At 59.8% G+C, this 15,704-nt stretch carries 17 protein-coding genes; 10 read left to right on the forward strand and 7 right to left on the reverse strand.

Annotation, left to right across the window (positions count from 1 at the left end; translation table 11 throughout):
- Positions 1-92 precede the first annotated feature (92 nt).
- From ACPYOP_RS10715 to ACPYOP_RS10735, 5 genes are all read left to right on the forward strand, one after another.
- Positions 93-968 (forward strand): carbohydrate ABC transporter permease, encoded by an 876-nt coding sequence (locus ACPYOP_RS10715; RefSeq protein ID WP_481410364.1) that lies wholly within the window; start codon positions 93-95, stop codon positions 966-968.
- 4 nt (positions 969-972) lie between these two features.
- Positions 973-1,809, forward strand: coding sequence for a carbohydrate ABC transporter permease (locus ACPYOP_RS10720; protein ID WP_481410365.1), 837 nt, complete (start codon positions 973-975; stop codon positions 1,807-1,809).
- Between the two features lie 4 nt (positions 1,810-1,813).
- Complete coding sequence (locus ACPYOP_RS10725; RefSeq protein WP_481410366.1) at positions 1,814-2,020, forward strand: DUF2160 family membrane protein; 207 nt, start codon at positions 1,814-1,816, stop codon at positions 2,018-2,020.
- Positions 2,021-2,084: 64 nt separating this feature from the next.
- On the forward strand, positions 2,085-3,146 hold the full coding sequence (locus tag ACPYOP_RS10730) for an ABC transporter ATP-binding protein (protein ID WP_481410367.1): 1,062 nt from the start codon (positions 2,085-2,087) through the stop codon (positions 3,144-3,146).
- Between the two features lie 12 nt (positions 3,147-3,158).
- Complete coding sequence (locus ACPYOP_RS10735) at positions 3,159-3,884, forward strand: SDR family oxidoreductase (RefSeq protein ID WP_481410368.1); 726 nt, start codon at positions 3,159-3,161, stop codon at positions 3,882-3,884.
- Positions 3,885-4,104: 220 nt separating this feature from the next.
- Here ACPYOP_RS10735 and ACPYOP_RS10740 read toward each other — a convergent pair whose 3' ends face one another.
- The 5 genes from ACPYOP_RS10740 to bhcA form a co-directional block, all read right to left on the reverse strand.
- Complete coding sequence (locus tag ACPYOP_RS10740; RefSeq protein ID WP_481410369.1) at positions 4,105-5,103, reverse strand: type I glyceraldehyde-3-phosphate dehydrogenase; 999 nt, start codon at positions 5,101-5,103, stop codon at positions 4,105-4,107.
- Between the two features lie 76 nt (positions 5,104-5,179).
- The gene (gene bhcD / locus ACPYOP_RS10745; protein WP_481410370.1) at positions 5,180-6,145 is read right to left on the reverse strand and encodes an iminosuccinate reductase BhcD; all 966 of its coding nucleotides are present in this window, start codon (positions 6,143-6,145) and stop codon (positions 5,180-5,182) included.
- A 44-nt stretch (positions 6,146-6,189) separates the two neighbouring features.
- The gene (bhcC, locus tag ACPYOP_RS10750; RefSeq protein ID WP_481410371.1) at positions 6,190-7,353 is read right to left on the reverse strand and encodes a 3-hydroxy-D-aspartate aldolase BhcC; all 1,164 of its coding nucleotides are present in this window, start codon (positions 7,351-7,353) and stop codon (positions 6,190-6,192) included.
- 13 nt (positions 7,354-7,366) lie between these two features.
- A complete protein-coding gene (bhcB, locus tag ACPYOP_RS10755; RefSeq protein ID WP_481410372.1) occupies positions 7,367-8,314 on the reverse strand; it encodes a beta-hydroxyaspartate dehydratase BhcB in 948 nt (315 codons plus the stop codon).
- 11 nt (positions 8,315-8,325) lie between these two features.
- A complete protein-coding gene (gene bhcA, locus ACPYOP_RS10760; RefSeq protein WP_481410373.1) occupies positions 8,326-9,516 on the reverse strand; it encodes an L-aspartate--glyoxylate aminotransferase BhcA in 1,191 nt (396 codons plus the stop codon).
- A gap of 196 nt (positions 9,517-9,712) precedes the next feature.
- On the opposite strand from bhcA, the gene bhcR reads away from it, so the two are divergent.
- The 4 genes from bhcR to ACPYOP_RS10780 all read left to right on the forward strand — a co-directional run bounded on the left by bhcR (position 9,713) and on the right by ACPYOP_RS10780 (position 12,952).
- Positions 9,713-10,522, forward strand: a complete 810-nt coding sequence (gene bhcR / locus ACPYOP_RS10765; protein ID WP_481410374.1) for an HTH-type transcriptional regulator BhcR — start codon at positions 9,713-9,715, stop codon at positions 10,520-10,522.
- Positions 10,523-10,654: 132 nt separating this feature from the next.
- On the forward strand, positions 10,655-10,960 hold the full coding sequence (locus ACPYOP_RS10770; RefSeq protein WP_481410375.1) for a type II toxin-antitoxin system RelE/ParE family toxin: 306 nt from the start codon (positions 10,655-10,657) through the stop codon (positions 10,958-10,960).
- A complete protein-coding gene (locus tag ACPYOP_RS10775; RefSeq protein WP_481410376.1) occupies positions 10,953-11,246 on the forward strand; it encodes an addiction module antidote protein in 294 nt (97 codons plus the stop codon). The genes ACPYOP_RS10770 and ACPYOP_RS10775 overlap by 8 nt, the downstream gene beginning before the upstream one ends.
- 413 nt (positions 11,247-11,659) lie before the next feature.
- Positions 11,660-12,952 (forward strand): NCS2 family permease, encoded by a 1,293-nt coding sequence (locus ACPYOP_RS10780; protein ID WP_481410377.1) that lies wholly within the window; start codon positions 11,660-11,662, stop codon positions 12,950-12,952.
- A gap of 240 nt (positions 12,953-13,192) precedes the next feature.
- On the opposite strand, the gene ACPYOP_RS10785 is transcribed toward ACPYOP_RS10780, so the two are convergent.
- Entirely contained in the window at positions 13,193-13,678 is a 486-nt protein-coding gene (locus ACPYOP_RS10785) for an ureidoglycolate lyase (RefSeq protein ID WP_481410378.1), read from the reverse strand.
- 43 nt (positions 13,679-13,721) lie between these two features.
- Positions 13,722-15,179 carry an allantoinase PuuE gene (gene puuE / locus ACPYOP_RS10790; RefSeq protein ID WP_481410379.1) on the reverse strand — a complete coding sequence of 486 codons (1,458 nt, stop codon included), beginning with the start codon at positions 15,177-15,179 and terminating at the stop codon, positions 13,722-13,724.
- Between the two features lie 159 nt (positions 15,180-15,338).
- On the opposite strand from puuE, the gene uraH reads away from it, so the two are divergent.
- Entirely contained in the window at positions 15,339-15,704 is a 366-nt protein-coding gene (gene uraH, locus ACPYOP_RS10795; RefSeq protein WP_481410380.1) for a hydroxyisourate hydrolase, read from the forward strand.

The following is a 15,704-nucleotide window of genomic DNA, read 5'->3' on the forward strand; positions in this document are numbered from 1 at the left end:
CCTTCCGAACGGACAGGCCGCTGTCAAAGGCGGCCTGTCTTCCCGTCGCTGCAAAACGGGCACCTCAGCAACTGCCACAGGGGGATAGGGCGATGCATTCACAGAAGCTCGGTTGGCTATTGCTGTCACCGACCATAGTGATCCTCGGGCTCTTCGGCATTTTTCCGTTCGTCTATGTCGTCTGGGTTTCCTTTCATGCGTGGAATCCCTTTGCCGCCAATCCCCACATGGTCTTCAACTGGGCGGAAAATTACCGCAAGGTCGTTTTCGATCAGCAATTCCTGGCGTCGCTGGGCATCACGACCGCGTTCGTCTTCTTCGCCGTGGTCTCCGAGATCGTGCTCGGCTATGTGCTCGCGCAGGCACTCCTGAAGGATTTCCCCGGCAAGGCGATATTCCGCACCATCCATACCCTGCCTTTGATCATGGCGCCGATCATCGTCGGATCGGTCTGGAAGCTGATGACGACGCCCTCGATCGGCATCATCCCATATCTGCTGCACAGCTGGTTCGGCTTCGATCTCAACATCGGCCAAAGCGCGCTTGCGGCCTTCATTGTTACGGTGATCATGGACATCTGGCATTGGACGCCGCTGGTGACGCTTTCGCTGATTGCGGCACTGGTCTCATTGCCGCCTGATCCCTTCGAGCAGGCGCAGATCGACGGCGCGGGCAAGAGCCAGATCTTCTGGCACATCACGCTTCCGATGATCCGGCCGGCCTTGATCGCCACCGTCTTCATCAGGCTCATGGATGCGCTGCGGACCGTGGACGAAGTGCTGATGCTGACCGGCGGCGGCCCCGGCTCCGCGACCCGCTACCTCGGCGTGCACATCTTCAGGGAAGTCTTCCCTAAAACGAACTACGGCTACGGTTCGGCCATCTCGGTCGTCGTGCTGTATCTGACCATCGTCGTCTGCTGGCTGCTCTACGTCAGCCTGATCGCGCCGCGCGCCAAGAAAGGTTGAAGCGATGAAGACCCGCAATCCTTGGCTTCTGGTCGTCATGTGGATCGCCTTCAGCTTTGCGACCCTCTTTCCGATCTACTGGCTCTTTGTCATCTCGGTAAAGCCGACGGTCGAGCTGTTCTCGACGCCCGAAATCTTCCTGAGAAGTCTGTTCTGGAAGAACTACACGGACGTCCTGAACAATCCGACGCTGCGCGGCTATATGGTGAATTCGCTGCTCATTTCCTCGGGCAATGCGCTGCTGGTGACGACGCTCGGCTTTCTGGCCTGCTACGCGCTTTCGCGGTTCGACCTTGCCGGCAAGGAGAGCATCTTCTTCTGGACGATCACCAACAGAATGGCGCCGCCGGCCGTATTCCTGCTGCCGCTCTTTCTGCTGCTCACGCAGGTCTATAAGATCGGCAGCTTTTCCTTTGCGGACTCTCGGATCGGCATGATCCTCGTTTACTGCTCGTTCAACCTTCCCTTCGCGATCTGGACGCTTCGCCCCACCGTCGAAGGCATTCCGAAAGAGCTCGACGAGGCCGCCTATGTCGACGGCGCAAGCACATGGACCGTTCTATCGGATATCATATTCCCGCTGGCGCGACCGGGGTTGGCGGTGACGCTGATCCTCACCTGGGTCTTCGCATGGAACGAGTATCTGCTCGCGGCGACCCTGACCAATTTCAGGGCGCGCACCTTGACCACCGGCCTTTCGGAATATGTCACGACGACAGGCACGCAATGGGGGATCATGGCGGCGATATCGGTCTTCACGCTCATTCCCGCTCTCATCGTCTTCACCGTCGTGCAGCGCCACATCGTTGCGGGCCTGACCTTCGGTGCCGTGAAAGGATAATGCCATGTCTTCGGAATCCGAAAACGGCGAGCGCAAGGCGGGGTTCCTGCCGATAGAAACGAATTGGTTCGACCGGCTGTTCATCTCGGTCGTCATCTGGGTGGCGCTGTCACTGCTCTGGATGCGCTTCATCGAACCATTGGGACTGTCGGTCTGGATAGCGACGGCGATTTCCGTGGTGCTCGGCGCCTACATCATCCGGCGCGGGTGAGGCGATAGATGCCGGCAACGGCCACGAAAACACAGCATGCACTGCGGCATCGGGGAGGAAGACATTGGCAAACGTACAGATTAGCGACGTCACGAAGAAATATGGCGCCCTTCAGGTCATGCATGGTGTCAGCGTCGACATCGACGACGGTGAATTCGTCGTTCTGGTGGGCCCTTCCGGCTGCGGAAAATCCACGCTGCTGCGCATGGTCGCGGGTCTCGAGACGGTGAGCGGCGGTGATATCAGGATTGGAGGCCGTGTCGTCACCAACGCTCCGCCGAAGGAGCGCGACATCGCCATGGTCTTCCAGTCCTACGCGCTCTACCCGCACAAGACGGTCGCCGAGAACATGGGCTTTCCCCTGAAGATGGCGAAACGCCCCAAGGCGGAAATCGATGAGAAGGTGCGCCGCGCCGCCGAAATCCTCGATCTCTCGCGTTACCTCGATCGTTATCCGAAGCAGCTGTCCGGCGGCCAGCGCCAGCGCGTCGCCATGGGCCGCGCCATCGTCCGCGATCCGCAGGTCTTCCTCTTCGACGAGCCCTTATCGAACCTCGACGCCAAGCTTCGCGTCACGATGCGAGTCGAAATCAAGGAATTGCATCAGCGGCTGAAAACCACCACCATCTACGTCACGCACGACCAGATCGAGGCCATGACCATGGCAAGCAAGATCGTCGTGATGCGCGATGGACGGGTGGAGCAGGTCGGCAAGCCGCTGGAGCTATATGATTTTCCGGCGAATATCTTCGTCGCGGGCTTTATCGGCAGCCCCTCGATGAACTTCCTGAAGGGCCGGATCGGCAATCGCGACGGCCGGCAGGTCGTCATTACCGAGCAAGGCGTCGTTTTGCCGGTAGAGACGGTGAACGCCGAGGACGGCAGACCGGTAACCTATGGAATTCGGCCCGAACACATCACCATCGGCGATGGCGGAATCCCGGTCGAAGTGTCCGTATTCGAGCCGACCGGCTCCGAGACGCTGATCTTCGGCCGGGTCGGCGGAGTGCCGATCGATGCACTCATTCGCGAGCGGATCGAAATCGCGCCGGGGCGAACAATGCATTTCCGTATTGACCCCCGCCATGTTCATATCTTCGATCAGGAAACCGGCAAGAGATTGTAAAAGGACGTTCTGATGAATTTCGAAGGGAAGAGAGTGATCGTCACCGGCGCAGGCAAGGGCATTGGCCGCGTGACGGCGGAAATACTTGCGAAGCGCGGCGCTCGCGTCGTGGCCTTGACCAGAAGTGCGGCGGACGTTGCCTCGCTACGCGATGAACTGGGTTGCGAGGCGATCCAGATCGATCTTGCCGACGCCGAAAAGACGCGGGAGGCGGCATTGGCCGCTCTTCCGGCGGATTATCTCGTCAATTGCGCGGGGACGACCGAACTGCAGTCCTTTCTCGACACCACGGTCGAGGCCTTCGATCACCTGTTTGCGGTCAATACCCGTGCCCCGATGATCGTCGCGCAGGAATTTGCCCGTTCCCTGATTGAAAAAGGCCTTTCCGGGGCGATCGTCAACGTATCCTCCGTCGCCGCCTTCGTCGGCATACCGGACCACGCGGCCTATTGCGCTTCGAAAGGCGGGCTGGATGGCCTGACGCGCGTGATGGCGAAAGAGCTGGCGCCGAAAGGCATTCGCGTCAATGGCGTCCATCCGACCGTGACGCTGACACCGATGGCAATCAAGGCATGGAGCGATCCCGAAAAGGCGGCACCGATGCGCGATCGGATCCCGGTCGGTCGATTTGCCGAACCTGCCGAGGTCGCCGAGGTGATCCTGTTCCTGCTTTCGGATGAGGCGGCCATGGTGAACGGCATCTCCATGCCGGTCGACGGCGGCTATATGATCGCCTGAGATCGCCCAGCTTAAGGACGGTGCGCGGCCATGTCGTTGCTACTGTGCCCGCTGCATGGATTTCAGCGATATGAAATGGCGTATGGGGCTGCCGTTAGGCAGCCACTCCGTAGATCAAGTCGGGAGCAACGACCCCATGCCGGCCTGCTTGCCGCAGGCGGCCAGTCAACACGGCCACCGCGGTGACGCCGCTTCAATGCGGCTGTCAAAAAGAAGCTTGCTAATTTACTCGCCCGATATATTGAGCCATGTCGATCATTCGATTGGAAAAGCCCCATTCGTTGTCGTACCAGCCGAACACTCTGAGGAGGCCGCCGGCGGAGAGCGACATTTCCGGTCCGCTTAAGACGAGCGATTCAGGGCGGCCGCGCAGATCGACCGAAACCAATGGCTTCTCGATCCAGCCCAATACCGGCGATCCCTCGGCGACATGCTTCAATCTCGCGCGCATGGTGTCCAGGTCCGAAACGTTTCGAACCGCAACCGTCAGATCTATCGCCGAGACGCTGGCGGTCGGCACGCGAAGGGCGCGCGCCTCGATGAGACCGGCGAGATGAGGAAGCACGTCGCCGACGATCGCATGCGCGCTCGTCGTCGTGGGCACCATCGAAAGGGCGGCCGCGCGGCTGCGCGATAATTCCGATCGCGGCTGATCGATCGTCGGCTGACTTGCCGTGTAGCAATGAACCGTGGTCATCTGGCCGCCGATGATGCCGAATTCCCGGTCGACGATGCGCAAAAGCGGCGCAAGCGCATTTGTCGTGCATGATGCGTTTGAAATCACGGTTTGGTCGCGGAAGGCTTCCTCATTCGCACCCAGCACCAATGTCACATCGGCTGCGGCGGAAGGGCCGGAAATGAGAACTCTCCTTGCTCCGGCCGTGATTCCCCGCTGCGCCACGACCCTTGATTTGGCATGCCCGGTACATTCCAGGACAACGTCGATGCCGCGAAGATCGAGCTTGCTGATGTCGGGAACATTGTGAAACGGTATCGACACGCCGCCGACGATAAGGAGCTGCTCCTCGAAGGAGACTGGCTCCGCCCAAGGACCGTACACGCTGTCAAATTCAAAGAGGTAAGCACATGTCTCCAGATCGGCGATGTCGTTGATCAGCGCGACTTCGATATCGCGACGATCGCGCAGAAGGAGGCGCAGGACGGAACGCCCGATCCTGCCAAATCCGTTGATTGCAATCCTTATTGGCCGGGCCGACATGCGAATCTCCACCTACTCGATCAGGCGGAAACTGTAGACGACATCGTCGCCTCATGCCTCCCCCAAATGCGCCGTTTCAGAAGTCGACCTCGATCGCCGCGCCTTTCGCCAAAGCGAGCTCGACGGCGGCTGAAGCAACGGCGAGATCCTGAAGGCCGACACCCGTACCATCAAACAGCGTGACCTGATCCTGAGAGGTGCGGCCAGGATGCGTTCCGTTGATCACGGCGCCGATTTCGACAATGGCCTCTTTGCGGATCAGCCCCTTTTCAATGGCGTGCTGCGCTTCGCCGATCGTTATGGCCTGCGCGATTTCATCGGTGAAAACAGTCGCAGCGGCGAGGAGCTCGGCCTCGATCTCCTGCTTGCCCTTCGTATCCGTGCCCATGCAGGCAAGATGCGTGCCGGCGCGGACCTGCGAAGCCTTGAGGAGCGGGGCGAAGGACGATGTAATCGAGATGATGACATCCGCCTCAGCCCCCAGTCTATCGCGATCGACCGCCTCGAAGGGAAGGCCCTCCTCCTTGGCAACCTCCTCCAGACGGCTCAGCATATCGGGATGTGGGTTCCAGGCGAGGATCTTTTCGAAGGCGCGCTGCTCGAGGGCTGCGCGCATTTGAAACGTCGACTGGTGACCCGCGCCGATCATGCCGAGGACCTTCGCGTCTTTTCGGGCGAGATATTTGATCGAGATTGCCGATGCGGCAGCCGTCCGCAGCGCAGTCAGCAGGTTGCCGCCGACGACGGCGCGGCATCTTCCGGTATCCGCGTCAAACAGGAAGATGGCGGACTGGTGGTTGGTAAGGCCTTTGCTGGCATTGTTTGGCCAGAACCCGCCGGACTTCAGACCGAGCGCCAGGCTCTTGCGATCGAAGCCGGACTTGAAGCCATACAGCGCATCGGCATGCCCGATCGCCTCCCGGATTACGGGAAAATTATAGGCCGACCTGTTCGCCATCGAGGCGAAGACCTCTTCGACCGCCTTCAGGCAATCGGAGGGCGTGACCAGCTCGGCGATGGCACTTTCGGGAATGATGATCATGGCGCTTCCGCTTGGTTTGCCGGGGGCCGAAGCCCCCTATTTCGTCAGTAGGCCTTGCCGCGCGCCGACACCGGCCAAAGCGTTTCGACCTTGCCGTTGCGCACGCCGACATACCAGTCGTGAACATTGCAGGTCGGATCGCAATGGCCCGGAACCAGGCGGAGCTTTTCGTTGATCTTGAGAACACCATTCGGGTCTTCGATAACGCCGTGCTCGTCGGAGCATTTGACGTATTTCACGTCATTGCGGCCGTAGATAAAAGGCAGGCCGGAATCGACCGATTGCGCCTTGAGGCCGGCATCGCAGATTGCCTTGTCGAGCTTTGCATGGCTCATGACGCTCGTCAGGATGAACAGCGCATTCTCCCATTCGCCCTGGTCGATCCTCCTGCCGTCCTTGTCCTGGATGCGCCCGTAGTCGGCATCCATGAAGGCGTAGCTACCGCACTGCAGCTCATTGTAGACGCCGGAATTGCTCTCGAAATAATAGCTGCCGGTGCCACCGCCGCTGACGAGTTCGGGCTCGAGACCTTCGGCCTTCAGCGCGTCGACGGCATCCTTGACCTGGGCAATGGCCGCATCGAGCTTCGTCTTGCGATCTTCATATTTATCGATGTGCTGCATCGCGCCTTGATAGGCCTGAATGCCAGTGAACTTGAGACCGGGTGCCGCATGGATGGCATTGGCGATCTCGACGACGGCCGAGGTCGTCGTGACACCGCAGCGTCCGGCTCCGCAATCGATCTCCACGAGGCATTCCAGCGTCGTGCCGTATTTCTGTACCGCTTTCGACAGCTCTTCGACATTTGCTAGGTCATCGACGCAGACGATGATGCGTGCGCCGTGCTGCGGCAGAAGCGCCAGGCGGTCGATCTTTGCCGGATCGCGAATCTGGTTCGAGACCAGGACATCCTTGATGCCACCGCGCACGAAGACTTCCGCCTCGGAAACCTTCTGGCAACAGACCCCGATCGCACCGCCAAGCTCCTGCTGAAGCCTGAGGACATCGACGGATTTGTGCATCTTGCCATGCGCCCTGTGCCGCATGTTGTGGGCCCTGGCATAGTCGCCCATCTTGCGGATGTTGTGCTCGAGCGCATCGAGATCGAGGATCAGGCATGGTGTCTGGATTTCGTCGACGCTCATGCCGGGAAGAGCCGGCACATCGTAGCCGACTTCCATGCCGGCGAATTTCGGTTCCATGTTCATTGCTCTTTCTCCCTTACTGCCAAGGCAATTTATCGAGGTCGACGTTTCCGCCGGTGATGATGATGCCAATGCGTTGACCGGCGAAAACCTCCTTATTCTTGATGATCGCCGCTAGAGGGACGGCGCTGGAGGGTTCCATGACGATCTTCATCCGCTTCCAGATGAGCTTCATCGCGTCGACGATTTCCTCTTCGGAGGCCGTCAGGATATTGCTCACGTGGTTTCTGACGAAATGCCAGGTCAGATCCTTGAGCGGCACCTTCAGGCCGTCGGCCACGGTATTCGGCGCGTCATCGGCGATGATGTAGCCCGCCTTGAAGCTGCGGTAGGCATCATCGGCCTGCTCGGGTTCGGCCGCATAGATCCTGACGTTCGGCGCGAGGTTCGACAAGGTGAGGCAGGTCCCCGACACCATGCCGCCGCCGCCGATCGGCGCCACCACGGCATCGAGCCCGTTTACCTGCTCGATCAGCTCCATCGAGCAGGTCGCCTGGCCTGCAATAACGCGCGGATCATTGTAGGGATGCACGAATTCGGCGCCGGTTTCGGCGACGACATCAGCAAAGACGGCCTCGCGCGACGAGGTCGACGGCTCGCATTCGACCACCCTGCCGCCATATCCCCTGACGGCGTCCTTCTTTGCCTGCGGTGCTGTCCGCGGCATGACGACAGTGCAGGGAATGCCCCGCCGCCCGGCGGCGTAGGAGAGGCACGTTCCGTGGTTGCCGGATGAATGCGTGGCAACGCCATGGGCTGCCTGCGCGTCGCTCAGCCCGAAGACGGCGTTGGATGCGCCACGGGCCTTGAATGCGCCGGCTTTCTGGAAGTTTTCGCATTTGAAGAACAGTTCGGCGCCGACAAGCGAGTTGATGAAGCTGGAAGTGAGAACCGGTGTGCGATGGATGTAGGGCTTGATGCGCGTATGCGCGGCCACCACGTCGGCCAATGTCGGGATGTACATCATAAAGCTCCTCAGGCCGCGGCCTGAATCTTCGATTGGTGGTCGGTGCGATAGTGTTCCTGCGCGGCGGCAACACCCGAGCCGAGCTTGACGTCGAGGCCAAGATCGACCATGGCCATCTCAGCCGCCGCCATGCCCGACAAAGCCATGACGTCGGTCAAACTGCCGAGATGCCCGATGCGGAACACTTTGCCGGCAACCTCGCCCAACCCGGTTCCGAAAGCGACATCGTACTTCTTCGCGGCATGCGCGACGATCGAGGTGGCGTCGAAGCCTTGCGGCGTGCGGATCGCACTCACCGTGTCGGAATAGAGTTCCTCGCTTCTGGCGCACAGATCGAGCCCCCACGCCCGAACCGCGGCGCGAATACCGCCGGCGATACGTCGATGCCTCGCAAATACGTTCTCCAGGCCTTCAGTGAGCAGCAGTTCCGTCGAAAGCTTCAAGCCATTCAGGAGCCCGACCGCCGGGGTATAGGGATAGGCGTTGTTCGCATAGCTCTTCGCCATATCGCGAATGTCGAAGAAGGTGCGTGGAAGTTTCGCATGGTCGACGACTGCCAGGGCCTTCGGGGAAAATGCCGTGATCGCCAGGCCGGCCGGCAGCATGAAGCCCTTTTGCGAACCGGTTACGGCGATATCCACGGACCATTCGTCCATGCGGAAATCCATCGAAGCGATGGAGCTGACACCATCGACGAACAACAGTGCCGGATGGCCTGCAGCATCGATCGCCCGGCGGATAGCCGCGATATCGGATTTGACGCCGGTTGCCGTCTCGTTATGCGTGACCAGGACAGCCTTGATCTCGTGTGCGGTATCGGCTGCGAGAATTTCTTCATAGCGATCGGCGGGAGCGCCATAGCCCCACTCTGCCTCGATGATATCGACCTTGAGGCCGTGGCGTTGGCACATGTCGATCCAGCGATGGCTGAACATGCCGTAGCGGGCAGCCAATACGCGATCACCTGGGCTGAGCGTGTTGGTGATGGCCGTTTCCCATCCACCGGTTCCCGTGGACGGAAATACGAAGACGGAGGCCTTTTCGCTTTTGATGACTTTCTTCACGCCGGCAAGCGCCGGCCGCAGAATTTCGCCGAAGAGCGGCGAACGGTGATCGAGCGTGGGCATGTCCGCAGCCTTGCGAAGGACTTCGGGCATATTCGTCGGACCGGGGATGAAAACCGGATTTTGCATATACATCTGGGTGTCCTCCTAATGTTGAACGATGGATAGCACGTCCGGCATAGGAGATAAATTTTTTTGAAATCATTTTTCATAATACTAGAAATTAATGTATTCCATATGAAAAACAGATATTTGACTTTTTTCATTGGTTAACTTATTTTTTCAGAATGGAATTTTTCCGCAAAGAGGCTTCTCAAGGAGGCGATGACTGATGGCTGCCGAAATGCGCCGTAGAGGACGTCCAAAGGCCTTCAATGGTCCTCAGACACAAAATACCATCCAGGCGCTCGATCGTGCACTGGACGTGCTTGATGCGCTCTCGACGCCGGAGGGGATGACGCTCTCGGAGCTGGCCGGGAAGCTCGGCCAATCCGCGGCGACCATGCATCGCGTGCTTGCGACGCTGGAGCGACGCGAATTTGTCGAGATTAGCCCCGATCGCCAGGTATGGTATATCGGCCCGGAGGCATACCGGCTCGGCTCCGCCTTTCTGCGACGCACTAATGTCGTCGAGCGAAGCCGCCCGGTCATGCGCGAGCTTATGCTGGAAACGGGCGAGACCTCCAATCTGGGCATCGAGAAGGACGGACATGTCCTGTTCATCAGCCAGGTGGAGACCCACGAGTCGATCCGGGCCTTTTTTCCGCCGGGAACGCTGTCACCATTGCATGCGTCCGGCATCGGCAAGGCGCTGCTGAGCACCTATGACGACGATCATCTCGCCACACTTTTCAGGAAAAAGGAGCTGGAGCGCTTTACTGAAAATACCATGCGTTCCTTCGAGCAACTGCGCGAGGAACTGTTGAAGACGCGAGACCGCGGCTATTCCTTCGACGACGAGGAGCGGACTCAGGGAATGCGCTGCGTCGCCGCGCCGATCCTGAACGTGCACGGAGAAGCCATAGCGGGCATTTCCGTCTCCGGACCGAAGCATCGCCTCCAGGACGCCGACATCCACCGGATCGGCGAACGCGTGAGGAGCGCCGCTGGAATGGTATCCCGCCGCCTCGGCGCTCCGTGAGATTGAGCAACCTCATCATGGAATCCATGGGCAGTTAGTGGAGGCCGTTCCGGCTCGAGACGTCTACTCCATCGGCTGGACCGTAAAGGAAGGATGTTGCGCGGATGTAGTTTTTAGACTACAACCGCGCCCATGATTGAGTTAAAGCAAACCGCGACCTTCGCAAAATGGGAATCCCGCCTCCGAGACAAGCGAGCCAAAACCATTATCGCGGCGCGACTGATGCGGTTGGCCGAGGGTTTGCCTGGCGACGTCGAACCGGTAGGCGAAGGCGTTAGCGAACTGCGGATTCACTACGGTTCCGGATATCGCATCTACTTCCAGCAGCGCGGAAGCCTCCTGATCGTGTTGCTATGCGGCGGAAACAAAGGATCGCAAACTCGCGACATTGCCGCCGCCAAGAAACTGGCTAAAGAATGGAGTGCACAAGATGACTGAAAAACTGACCACCTACGACCCTGCCGCCGCACTGGTCGACGATGAAGAAATCGCCGCTTTCATGGCGGATGCCTTTGAAACTGGTGATGCCGCCTATGTTGCCAAGGCGCTTGGCGTTGTCGCCCGGGCTAAAGGCATGACCGAAATATCTCGCAAAACCGGGCTATCCCGAGAACAGCTCTATCGTTCGTTTAGCGAACGCGGAAACCCGACACTCAAGACGACACTTGCAGTGATGCGCGCACTTGGCGTTGACATGACCGCCAAGCCCCATACCGCCCAGTGACCGTACCCTTGAGCTTCCGGTCGTCTTTGTCCCATTTGAATTAAAGCTTATTTGCGACAACGATGAGCCTTCGATGGCGGTTCCCGGCGTAAAATAAATTGGCTTTGCCGCCTCGCGCCTATAGGCTGGATGTAGCACCGTGTTGCCCGATCGATGTCCACATCGACATTTGACAATCTTTTCCTTACGTCCATCGCGCCAAGGCGTAGCGCGACCCACGGAAATAGTCTGAAAAACTAGAATGTCTTTCGCAAATTGCAGGGAAATCCGGCTCTAGCGCCCGGAGCCCTTAAAAGCGCACAATCTCCCTCGCAACGAAACGCCGGTCATAGGCGTTTCTCGCGCCCGTATCGGAGGAGATGCGGGCCAGCCCCATGACATTCATGAGCGTCTGAAACGCTTTGGGAGGAACCATGCTTGAACGACTTTTCAAATTGAGTGAGCACGGCACGTCCGTGCGCACCGAACTCATCGCGGGCGTGACGACGTTCTTGACGATGTCCTATATCATCTTCGTCAATCCGGATATTCTGTCGACGACCGGCATGGACCGCAATGCCATATTCGTCGCGACCTGTCTTGCCGCGGCGCTCGGTTCCATCGTCATGGGGCTTGTTGCCAACTGGCCGATCGGCATGGCGCCGGGCATGGGGCTTAATGCCTTCTTCGCCTTTACCGTCGTCGCCACGCTCGGATTTACCTGGCAGCAGGCGCTCGGCGCGGTCTTCATTTCGGGCGCCATTTTCGTCTTGCTGACCGTCACCGGCGTGCGCAGCTGGCTGATCGAAGGCATCCCGCGTTCGCTCAGAAGCGCGATCGCCGCCGGTATCGGTCTCTTCCTGGCGATCATCGCGCTCAAAAGCGCCGGTATCGTCGTTGCCAACAAGGCGACGCTCATCGGCCTTGGAGATCTGAAACAGACAGGGCCTCTTCTTGCGATTTTCGGCTTCTTCGTCATCGCCGTTCTCGATGCGATGCGCGTAAGAGGGTCAATCCTGATCGGCATTCTTGCCGTCACCGTCCTCTCCTGGATCCTCGGCGTCAGCCAGTTCCACGGCATCGTTTCGGCGCCGCCGTCGATGATGCCGACCTTTCTGCAGCTCGATATCGTGGGCGCTCTGCATGGCGGCCTGGTCCACATCATCCTCGTCTTCGTGCTCGTCGAAGTCTTCGACGCGACCGGAACGCTGATCGGTGTCGCCAAACGGGCGAAGCTTCTCGAGGAAGGAAAACCAAACCGCCTGAGCCGAGCTCTGCTTGCCGACAGCGCGGCCATCGTCGCCGGCTCGCTGATGGGCACCAGCAGCACGACGGCCTATGTGGAAAGCGCCTCGGGCGTTCAGGCGGGCGGCCGCACCGGCCTGACGGCATTCACCATCGCCGTGCTTTTCCTGGCGTCGCTGTTCTTTTCACCGCTCGCGGGCTCCGTTCCCGCCTATGCAACCGCGCCGGCCCTGCTCTATGTCGCCGGCCTGATGATGCGTGAGCTGACCGAGATCGAGTGGGACGACCTGACCGAGGCGGCACCGGCAGCGCTGACGGCGCTTGCAATGCCGTTCACCTACTCGATCGCTAACGGCCTCGCCTTCGGGTTCATCAGCTACGTCGTCCTGAAGGTTGGCACCGGGCGCTGGAAGACGCTTCATCTGGCGACGCAGATCGTTGCCGCCCTGTTCATCGTGCGCTTCGCCTTCTTCGCCAATTAGCCAGAGCGGTGCATTCGGGGGCCGGATCGACGTTGCGATGGTTCGGCTCCCAATCTGTTTGCAAGATCCGCCCGTTTGCTCCGCAAGATAGCTTTCGACCGACAAGCGAATGCATTGCATGGATGACAATACCCGGGAGCGGCGGAAGTACTTCGCAGGTGGATGCGGAGCGAGACATCCAAAATAAGGGGGCGCCGGATTTGCGGCGCCCCTTTATTCCGTCCAACCCGCTCTCTCTGATCAGCGGATCAGAAACGGCTCCGCAAAGAAATGCTCTTCCAGATTGACACCCTCGCCGCCGCGATCGACGACGGCAAAATCCGAGACGCCGTCGAGAGGTGTGAGGATGCCGTGCCAGACATTGCGGCCGATATTGACGCCCTGTCCGGGCTTTGTGCGGAAAGCCAAAGGCTCTCCCGGTCCATTTGCGGTTTCAAGCGCCACGACAACGAGGAACGGATTGCCGGTCAGCGGGATGAAGGCCTGGCTGCCGAGCGGATGCCGCTCCACCATCTGCAGCTCAAGCGGCAGCTTGTAAGGCTCGCCACGCAACAGGCTGATCATGGCGCGCGCCTTCTCCCCGGTCGTCTCGACTTTTGCCAGATCATGGTATCGCACACATTTCCCGGCGTTGATGGGGTAATTATAGGCCCCTTCCATCTCTATCACTTCGCCGAAGGGGAAGAAGGCAACACGCGTCAACGGCTGAATCTCGATCACTTTCATGCACGCTCTCCTCATTTGTGCGCTTGAAGCGCGATAGCTGACCTCATGCTGCACTCTGCTGCGTGTTCCGATGCAGCCCTTCTCCTTCAGGGAACATGGCGGCGAGCCGCAGGAACGCGATCCGTTCCACCTGGCGGCAGGCGGCGGCGAATTCGGTGTTGCGATCATTCTCGATCCGGGCCTCGAAGGCGGCGAGAATCCCGGATTTCGTATGATCCCGCACGGCGATGATGAACGGGAAACCGAACTTTGCGACGTAGCGGTTGTTGAGATCGGTGAAATGCGCCCGCTCATCGTCGGTCAGCGCGTCGAGGCCGGCGGAAGCCTGTTCCTCCGTCGAACTCGCCGTCAGACGCCTCGCCTGCGCCAGCTTGCCGGCAAGATCCGGGTGGGCGACGAGTACGCCGAGCCGTTCCTCCTCGCTTGCCGCGCGGAACTGGAAGGCGAGCGCGGCATGGAGCCCGATCGCCGTATCGTTTGCCGACGAAAGCTCGTCGGCAAAGGCACGGCTGGCGATCCAGGGCGAATGTTCGAAGACGCCGCCGAAGCGCTCGACGAAGGCTCCCTCCGGCATTTGCGAGGGCCGTTCCGAGACCGGCCTTGGCGGATGCGTCTTCGCCCAGTGCTCGGCGATATCGATGCGACGGGCGATCCAGACCTTCTCGTGGCTCTGGACGTACTCAATGAAGCGGGCGAGCGCCATGATGCGTCCGGGCCGGCCGATCAGGCGACAGTGCAGGCCGATGCTCATCATCTTCGGGCTGCCGGCTGCACCTTCGGCGTAGAGCGCATCGAAGGAATCCTTCAGATAGCTGAAAAACTGATCGCCGCTATTGAAGCCCTGCGGCGTCGCAAAGCGCATGTCGTTGGCATCGAGCGTATAGGGAATGATGAGCTGGTGGCGCCCGGCGTGCTCATGCCAATAGGGAAGATCATCGGCATAGGTGTCGGAGATGTAATCGAAACCGCCCGCTTCCGTCACCAGATCGACAGTCTTGACCGAGCAGCGGCCGGTATACCAGCCGCGCGGCCGCTCGCCGGTAATGAGCGTATGTAGGCGGATCGCCTCGGCGATCGCCGCGCGCTCCGCTTCAGGCCCCATATCCTTGTGCTCGACCCATTTGAGGCCATGCGAGGCGATCTCCCAGCCGGCCTCCTGCATGGCGGCGATCTGCGCCGGCGAGCGCTTTAGCGCGGTTGCAACGCCGTAGACAGTGACTGGAAGCTGCTTATCGGTGAAAAGCCGGTGCAGACGCCAGAAGCCGGCGCGGGCGCCGTATTCATAGATCGATTCCATGTTCCAGTGGCGCTGGCCTAGCCATGGGGCAGCGCCGACAATTTCCGACAAAAAGGCTTCGGATGCCGCGTCGCCGTGCAGCACGCAGTTCTCACCGCCCTCTTCATAATTCAGGGCGAATTGCACGGCGATGCGTGCATCGCCCGGCCATTGAGCCGCCGGCGGCGTCCGGCCATATCCGTGCATGTCACGGCAATATCGCATGAAACACTCCTCCAAATGTCGACGATGGCAAATGTCTAACCGCAAATCGCGCGCGCTATTCCCCTTGGAAATTTTGAAAGTCTCGAACGTTACAGCTGCTTTTCAGGGGAATGAGGCTGTCGGATAGTGGAGGCAGGAGCGCTCGTTCGGGAGAAAAACATGCAGTCTCATTCACCAGGAGCCGGCCGGCTCACGACCCACGTGCTGGACACCGCGCTCGGCAGGCCCGCAAGGGGTCTGCGCATCGATCTCTATCGGATCGAAGGCGACACGCATCGCCATCTCAAATCCGCAGAGACCAATGATGACGGCCGCTGCGACGCGCCGCTGCTATCAGGCGAAAGCATGAAGGCTGGTATCTATGAGTTGCGCTTCCATGCCGGTGACTATCTTGGCCGCTCCGCCGATGGCCCGATGTTTCTGGATGTCATCCCGATCCGCTTCGGTCTCGCTGATGAAGGAGCGCACTACCATGTGCCGCTGCTCCTTTCGCCCTACAGCTATTCCACTTATCGCGGGAGCTGA

It is taken from the genome of Rhizobium sp. KNZ2-6A (assembly GCF_056755475.1).

Excerpts from the sequence above, each read along its gene's own strand:
- ACPYOP_RS10735 (WP_481410368.1), top strand. The coding sequence starts at position 3,159 with ATGAATTTCGAAGGGAAGAGAGTGATCGTCACCGGCGCAGGCAAGGGC.
- bhcD (WP_481410370.1), bottom strand. The coding sequence starts at position 6,145 with ATGATCATCATTCCCGAAAGTGCCATCGCCGAGCTGGTCACGCCCTCC.
- ACPYOP_RS10785 (WP_481410378.1), bottom strand. The coding sequence starts at position 13,678 with ATGAAAGTGATCGAGATTCAGCCGTTGACGCGTGTTGCCTTCTTCCCC.
- bhcB (WP_481410372.1), bottom strand. The coding sequence starts at position 8,314 with ATGTACATCCCGACATTGGCCGACGTGGTGGCCGCGCATACGCGCATC.
- ACPYOP_RS10720 (WP_481410365.1), top strand. The coding sequence starts at position 973 with ATGAAGACCCGCAATCCTTGGCTTCTGGTCGTCATGTGGATCGCCTTC.
- bhcR (WP_481410374.1), top strand. The coding sequence starts at position 9,713 with ATGGCTGCCGAAATGCGCCGTAGAGGACGTCCAAAGGCCTTCAATGGT.
- bhcA (WP_481410373.1), bottom strand. The coding sequence starts at position 9,516 with ATGTATATGCAAAATCCGGTTTTCATCCCCGGTCCGACGAATATGCCC.
- uraH (WP_481410380.1), top strand. The coding sequence starts at position 15,339 with ATGCAGTCTCATTCACCAGGAGCCGGCCGGCTCACGACCCACGTGCTG.
- ACPYOP_RS10770 (WP_481410375.1), top strand. The coding sequence starts at position 10,655 with ATGATTGAGTTAAAGCAAACCGCGACCTTCGCAAAATGGGAATCCCGC.
- bhcC (WP_481410371.1), bottom strand. The coding sequence starts at position 7,353 with ATGAACATGGAACCGAAATTCGCCGGCATGGAAGTCGGCTACGATGTG.
- ACPYOP_RS10725 (WP_481410366.1), top strand. The coding sequence starts at position 1,814 with ATGTCTTCGGAATCCGAAAACGGCGAGCGCAAGGCGGGGTTCCTGCCG.
- ACPYOP_RS10715 (WP_481410364.1), top strand. The coding sequence starts at position 93 with ATGCATTCACAGAAGCTCGGTTGGCTATTGCTGTCACCGACCATAGTG.
- ACPYOP_RS10775 (WP_481410376.1), top strand. The coding sequence starts at position 10,953 with ATGACTGAAAAACTGACCACCTACGACCCTGCCGCCGCACTGGTCGAC.
- puuE (WP_481410379.1), bottom strand. The coding sequence starts at position 15,179 with ATGCGATATTGCCGTGACATGCACGGATATGGCCGGACGCCGCCGGCG.
- ACPYOP_RS10740 (WP_481410369.1), bottom strand. The coding sequence starts at position 5,103 with ATGTCGGCCCGGCCAATAAGGATTGCAATCAACGGATTTGGCAGGATC.
- ACPYOP_RS10780 (WP_481410377.1), top strand. The coding sequence starts at position 11,660 with ATGCTTGAACGACTTTTCAAATTGAGTGAGCACGGCACGTCCGTGCGC.